6 protein-coding genes and 1 pseudogene are annotated in these 6124 nt (G+C 57.0%); 6 read left to right on the top strand and 1 reads right to left on the bottom strand.

What is annotated here, in order from left to right:
* The 6 genes and pseudogenes from IE126_RS25195 to IE126_RS26175 form a co-directional block, all read left to right on the top strand.
* Positions 1-180, top strand: a pseudogene (locus tag IE126_RS25195) (hypothetical protein); the annotation flags it as partial.
* A gap of 651 nt (positions 181-831) precedes the next feature.
* Complete coding sequence (locus tag IE126_RS25190) at positions 832-1050, top strand: hypothetical protein (RefSeq protein ID WP_189383102.1); 219 nt, start codon at positions 832-834, stop codon at positions 1048-1050.
* A 449-nt stretch (positions 1051-1499) separates the two neighbouring features.
* Positions 1500-2177 (top strand): SIR2 family protein, encoded by a 678-nt coding sequence (locus IE126_RS26190; protein WP_229825937.1) that lies wholly within the window; start codon positions 1500-1502, stop codon positions 2175-2177.
* Positions 2178-2187: 10 nt separating this feature from the next.
* Entirely contained in the window at positions 2188-3258 is a 1071-nt protein-coding gene (locus IE126_RS26185) for a hypothetical protein (protein WP_229825935.1), read from the top strand.
* Complete coding sequence (locus IE126_RS26180; RefSeq protein WP_229825933.1) at positions 3255-3653, top strand: hypothetical protein; 399 nt, start codon at positions 3255-3257, stop codon at positions 3651-3653. Before IE126_RS26185 ends, IE126_RS26180 begins: the two co-directional genes overlap by 4 nt.
* A gap of 188 nt (positions 3654-3841) precedes the next feature.
* Entirely contained in the window at positions 3842-4660 is an 819-nt protein-coding gene (locus IE126_RS26175; RefSeq protein WP_229825930.1) for an argonaute/piwi family protein, read from the top strand.
* 242 nt (positions 4661-4902) lie between these two features.
* Here the strand turns inward: IE126_RS26175 and IE126_RS25175 are convergent, their stop codons facing one another.
* A complete protein-coding gene (locus IE126_RS25175) occupies positions 4903-5733 on the bottom strand; it encodes a DUF3825 domain-containing protein (protein WP_189383100.1) in 831 nt (276 codons plus the stop codon).
* Positions 5734-6124: the final 391 nt, after the last annotated feature.

The raw sequence follows: 6124 nt of genomic DNA, 5'->3' as shown, positions 1-6124 counted from the left end.
GAGCTGGGCATCACCGCCCCCGATGGCGCCAGCCTCGCGCAGATCTGGCTCAACCTCGCCACCCTCTGGCGCAGCACCGCCGCCGATCTGGAGGCCCTCCGCCTTACCGCCAGCGCAGCAATCGACGCCGCGACGACACCTGAGGAAGTCGGCGCGGCGATGGCAGGCCTGGTGATTTGAGGGCTGGCGTTAACCGGGGCTTTGCAGCGCCCTTTGACGGTCGAGGTAAAAAATCGCTCTGCTGCAGGATTTGCTGTAAAACTCTGCAGCTTTTGCCGTCACGCTACAGCTGTGAGTTGACACAGAAAGCTGCACAAAGGTGGGAACAGTCGGGAAGGTGTGGGATGTTTTGGTAAATCATTGGTTAAATGTAGTTTTATGAAGTTCAGTTCTCGCTCGGGCCGCTTGCCTGTCGGAGAAACTATGAACGCAAGCGCGTAAGCCCCTTTATGTTAGATCTCCGAAACGGGCGTTTTGCCCAGCGGAGAAGGGACCGTTTAAGTGTCCGTTTTCACGACGAGAAATTTCAATCTTGAGCCTTTGGCGGCTGAAAATCGCGGCCGAACCGGCCATCCGAACATGCAAATCGGGCCGCAAGTTTCCGGAGCCAGTTGCATGTTCGGTTAAGTCATTGATTTTGCGTCGGGCTGACCTGCCCGGCTGCGCGATGCCTCGCCCCGAACATGCAACTGATTTTTCGCGATGTTGGCTGAGTGGGAGGTGCCTCAACGGATCAAGCAGCCAGTTGGCATCTTGGCGCGCTGGAACACTTGTAGGCATCCAGTGTCAGGCGCTAGAACCTTCATCAAGGCGAAGGGGAGGTGAGACCGCATGAACAGCTTTGCAGGCGGCGTAATCGTAGTCCTGCTGCTGATCTTTAATGTTTGGTTCTACTTTTTCGTACCGGCGTCCATGGCGACCGAGCGCGGCCGGTCGCCCGTTGCCTGGGTCATTGTCGGTTTGTTGCTGACACCAGTCGTTGCCATCATAGCGCTGGTGGTTCTCGGCGGAACTGCTGGAACGCCTCCCTCGGGTTTACGCAAGTCGTAGAGAAGAAGCCGATCTACAGATACGTTGCCCTCGGGCGCTAAGCCATGGGCTAAACCCATTGCATGAACCGCTCTGCATGTCCGGACAGACGCCCCCAGAGGGCGTCAGGGGGCAGGTCTGACCTTTGGCGTCGCTCGCGCGGCCCAACTGGCCATTCGTGCCAAGCGTAGCAGATGACCGCTCCAGCCCCATTCCAGCCGCTCGTGCAGGGCGCAGCGCAAATCAAGGCGCCTCCGCGGCGGCGGGAAGCTGTCTGACGGCGATGCTGCATGGTGGTCGCGGCAATTTGGCGAAGAGGTCATCTGTGCGCGGCGGGCAATCGCCCTGCATTGCCGCCTGCGGAGGCATAGAAAGCCGAAACTATGTGTAGCGCGGCGGGGCTAAACTGTCCTGTAATGCCCTTCATGGAATCATGAAAGGGGCCGGGGATCCGCGGCAATCAAAAGGGTATGCTTCAGTCTCAACTCATAACTCTGATCGCCGAGAGGCCCGCCCAGTTCGCCTGGTTTTTGGGCGCTGGGGCCTCGCGCACGGCAGGACTTCCCACCGCTGGCGACATCATTTGGGACCTGAAGCGGCGATACTACCGTCAGGAAGAAAACCGTGAGGTCTCTCCTCAAGACATACAGAATGATGCGGTGCGCCATCGCATCCAGCAGTTCATGGACTCAAGAGGTTTTCCACCCCAATGGTCGGACGCCGAATACTCCATCTACTTCGAGAAGATATTCGGAGAAGACCGAGAACGACAACGACGCTACCTCAAGGGCATCCTTTCGGAAGAGAAAGTGTCGCTGTCGGCGGGAAATCGTGTCCTCGGCGCTTTGCTATGCGCTGGTCTATGCAGAGCCGTCTTTACGACCAACTTTGACAGCGTCGTTGAGAAGGCGATGGCTGAGATGGGCGGCCTGTCGCTTCAGGCTTACTCCCTCGAGGGCACCACTTCAGCCGCGAATGCCTTCCTCAATGAAGAATATCCCTTCTACTGCAAGCTGCATGGCGACTTTCGGTTTGAGAGCCTGAAAAACCTTAGCGCCGACCTCGCGAGCCAGAACGAGGACCTAACAAAGGCCTTTCTCGCTTGCGGAACACGCTTTGGCATGATCGTGGTCGGGTACAGTGCGTGATGCCAGCGTAATGTCGATCATTGACCGGGTTCTCGATTCGCCCAACCCGTTCCCGCAAGGGCTGTACTGGACGGGTCTCAAGGGGTCACCGGTCCATCCAGCGGTTGGGGCCATGCTCGAGAAGGCCCGAAAGACCGGTGTGCAGGCAGAGTACGTCGAAGTCGAAACCTTTGACGCCTTCATGTCGCGCCTTTGGCGGCAACTCGACGGCAAGCCTATTGATCTCGATATGAAGGTTCGAAGGGCGCAGGTCGCGGACGTCGCCATTCCGCTACCGCTTGTCGGAAATGCGAAACCGCTCATCCGTCTTAATGGCTTGCCGGTCCGCCTTCCTCAGCGGTGCTTCAAGCTGGAGTTCAAGCGACCACAGGAATGGGCTGATCTACGGGAAGCGACTAAGGATCATAGGAGCACTGTTATCGTCACGAAAGGCGAGCATATCTGCTGCTGGGGACGCGCCGATGACATTCGAGCGTGTTTTGGGACGTCGCTCACGGGGATGGTTGAGATTGATCTTCCGGACGACTTTCATGCCGCCGACAACCTTCACTTAAAGGCATTTTTCGAAGAAGGGCTGATCACCGCCCTGACCAAGGACAAGCCCCTCCTGCCGCGTATGAAGCCTTCCGCCGGATACATAATCGTGGATCCGCACGCGGTCGAGGTTGGGCCGCTCGCGCCTTTGCAACGCGTCGTGGGGAAAACCGCGGGGCTAATACCCGGTCTCCTGAGCCCGGTCGATCACGAGCATCCTGTGGCGCAGAAGGTGCAATGGGCCGAAGCACTGCGCGTGTCGCTTGATTGCAAAGACGCGCGCACCTGGCTCCTACTTGAGCCCGACATCTGGATATGGCCGACCCACGCTCGCACTGTGGCGACCCAGTTTCTGGATAAACGAAAGGAGCAGCGATACAACGGTACTCATAATCTGTTGCTTAACGCTTGGACGGAAATCGTCCTCGCAACGAACGCGCGCAATGCCGAGCTCGCTCTCCGGCCTTTCGATGACGGTAGCGAAGCAGAGACGCCAACTTTTCATATTGGAAGCCGTACTGCGTTCTCGCGAAGGACGACGGCATGAGTGCGCTCGCATCGGAACTCAGCGGTTACGCCTTCGTGCCCGAACCCGAATTGCGCTTCGCGGGAGAGGGGCTGGGAAAGCACCCGCTCATGGGCTTGATCCAACACGGCCCTTACGGCCTTCGATATGGATCGCCAAATGCGTTGCGGCTGGCGCTGCTGGCACCCGCCCGCGATCTCGGCAAGCTTCGAGGTCTCGTCGCAGAATTCGAGCGTCCCGCGAAACCCAAGGAAGCCACCAATTACTATCCGGAATATCCGGGGTTCAGTACCCTGTTCAAGATGCCGATCGCGCGGGAGGATGACCGCCTCGTCATATCGTTCCCGATGCGCTGGATGACTTTGCGCGAGATGGCAACAAACAGCGCCTGGCGGCCGAGCTATTCCAGTGCATAGCCCGACTCCGCAGTCTGCGGAGCAGCTTCGATGTCGCACTCATTTACCTACCGCCAAGCTGGGCGGCTTGCTTCGAAGGCGAAAACTTCAACTTTCACGACTACCTAAAGGCCTTCTGCGCCCCTTCGGACATCCCGATCCAGATCGTACGACAGAACAGCTTCGAGCGAGCCTGCCGGGCCAATGTCATGTGGGGCCTGAGTGTCGCAGCCTATGCCAAAGCCGGCGGCGTGCCGTGGAAGCTTGCCGGCCTCAATCCCGACGAAGCCTTCATCGGCATCAGCTACGCAATGAAGTCCGATGAGATGGGTAACCACTACACGACGTGCTGCAGCCAAGTCTTCGACCCCGATGGCACGGGTTTCCGGTTCGTTGCCTATGATGCGCGCGAGTTTACGCAGGATCGCCGTAAGAACCCCTATCTTTCGTACATCGAGATGCAGGCCGTGCTCTCGCGGAGCCTTGAGATATATCAGAGCGCGCATTTCGGAAAGTCGCCCTCGCGCATCACCATACACAAGAATACCGAGTTCAAGGACGACGAGATCCGTGGCGCCATCGATACTTTCCGCCAAGGAACCGATGTGGAACTCGTTCAGATCGTCCGAAACGTCGCGTGGCAAGGCGTGCGCTTCAATGCGCAGGACAAGCCGGACGGCTACCCCGTAACCCGCGGCACGTACATTCCGATCAGTTCCAGCGAGGCGCTTCTGTGGACGCAAGGCAGCGTGCGTGGCGTTCACATGAATCGCGCAGATCGGGACGTCTATAAAGAGGGCGCGCTCAAGCCGACCCCTTCACCGGTGCTGGTCCGACGTTTCTCGGGCCAAGGCGGCTGGCACGACACGTGCGCTGGAATTCTAGGGCTAACCAAAATGGATTGGAACAACAACACGCTCTACAAGAAGCTGCCTGTCACCCTCGGTTACTCCAAGGCTTTCGCGGACATCATTCAGCAAAATCCCAACATGGTTGATGATGTCTACGACTTCCGAAATTTCATGTGAGGGTGAAATCTTGCCCATGAAGCGATTGCCGAGAGCACCGAAGAAGTTCGATGTGCTGAAGCGCTGATCTAGTCTAGGGATTTTTCCTCCCACAGCGATTAAAGCCCGCGCCAACGATAGGATAAACTACGCCGGAGGTACAACGCACCTAGGAACAGATCATCGGCATCTTTTCGGAACATAATGCAAGCGCGAAGTGCGCCGATCTTTATCGCAAGCACGTCGCTTCTAAAGTTGGGAGACTATCCTAGAGTCGCCTCAGGATTCTCGATCTCATCCTCGGTCGCGGCGGCGGCATATTCCTTCCAAGCCTGTAACAACCAGTGCGGCAATTGGTCGTGCCGCTGCACAGCTACGCGTGCATTGCCGAACGGCATAACCGGCTTCAACACAGTCCGCACAAGAAGACTTCCCGGATTAACTTGGATGGGCGCAATCAAGTCGGGAGCTAAAGTGATATCCTCGCGGCTGCTCAGATACAGCGGGACCACATAACTCATCTGCCCGAAATACCAATATGCTAGGTGGAGCTTTCGATTGAGTGACCACTGAATGGCGCCCGAGACAGCACACATTTGAGCTACTCTCGGCGTCCTCGCGAAGAACGGCACTCGGTCAGCGTTGTCGTCGAGGATGTGATCGTGCATCATTACGATCTCGACCCCAACCGGGATTTCAGTGGGCGCCGGAATCTCCGGCGGCACTGGCAACCTCGGCGCTGACATGTTCGATTCGACCGCAACCATGTAGAATGGCTCTCGGCCTAAGTTTCTGTTTCTGCTAAATGCTAGATAGATTGGCGTTCCATAACGCGTCTGAAGGTGCCCTGCAGTGACGTAGAACTGGTTTTCGCCTTCAGTGAATTTTCCCTGTTCGATACTCCAAGCAACTTGGACTGCAAGGTATTTCTTGAGCACATGGTAGTTGTTACCCCAATTCTCGTGTAAAGCCATGTCAGCAAGTTTTTCGAGCAGTTCATTTGGGATGAAAGCGAAACGGTGCAGTCGTTCGACAACACGGCTGGTGTGAGGATTGCCCCACGCCTGAAGTAATTCTTCCTGTACAAATGCCATGTGCAGCCCCCCAGTTCTCAAAGCTAGCTTTAATCGCTTACTGCGTCTAGTCAATGTCATGATCGTCCGACCGCGGCTGGGTTTCCTGCGTGGCTGCCGGCAAGGTTCAGGGCAAAATCGACAATTCTGGTTCAGTTTTCTTAGAACTGAAGTTCTTGCGCGTGCAGCGACCCGCACCGCTCGGCACTCAATTTCCGAAAGGGCAGGAAATTGCGCACTCCTGCCGTTGGTGCGCTGGGTAGCGACCGCCCGCTCCCCGACCATTTGGACAATGAATCATCGGCTTCGTGTATCGACCCAGTGAAACTCTGCTCATGCTACAAAGGAGAAGGTAGCGATGAGTGTGACAATGGACGACAGCATCAAGCGGTGGACTGCCAAGCGTAAGACG

Origin of the sequence: Gemmobacter nanjingensis, assembly GCF_014652195.1 — a bacterium.
GTDB classification, from domain to species: domain Bacteria; phylum Pseudomonadota; class Alphaproteobacteria; order Rhodobacterales; family Rhodobacteraceae; genus Gemmobacter; species Gemmobacter caeni.
This window is presented reverse-complemented; position numbering and strand designations above follow the sequence as displayed.

What these genes read in the sequence shown, in the direction of transcription:
- IE126_RS25190 (WP_189383102.1), top strand. Translation starts at nt 832, where the DNA reads ATGAACAGCTTTGCAGGCGGCGTAATCGTAGTCCTGCTGCTGATCTTT.
- IE126_RS26190 (WP_229825937.1), top strand. Translation starts at nt 1,500, where the DNA reads ATGCTTCAGTCTCAACTCATAACTCTGATCGCCGAGAGGCCCGCCCAG.
- IE126_RS26185 (WP_229825935.1), top strand. Translation starts at nt 2,188, where the DNA reads ATGTCGATCATTGACCGGGTTCTCGATTCGCCCAACCCGTTCCCGCAA.
- IE126_RS26180 (WP_229825933.1), top strand. Translation starts at nt 3,255, where the DNA reads ATGAGTGCGCTCGCATCGGAACTCAGCGGTTACGCCTTCGTGCCCGAA.
- IE126_RS26175 (WP_229825930.1), top strand. Translation starts at nt 3,842, where the DNA reads ATGTGGGGCCTGAGTGTCGCAGCCTATGCCAAAGCCGGCGGCGTGCCG.
- IE126_RS25175 (WP_189383100.1), bottom strand. Translation starts at nt 5,733, where the DNA reads ATGGCATTTGTACAGGAAGAATTACTTCAGGCGTGGGGCAATCCTCAC.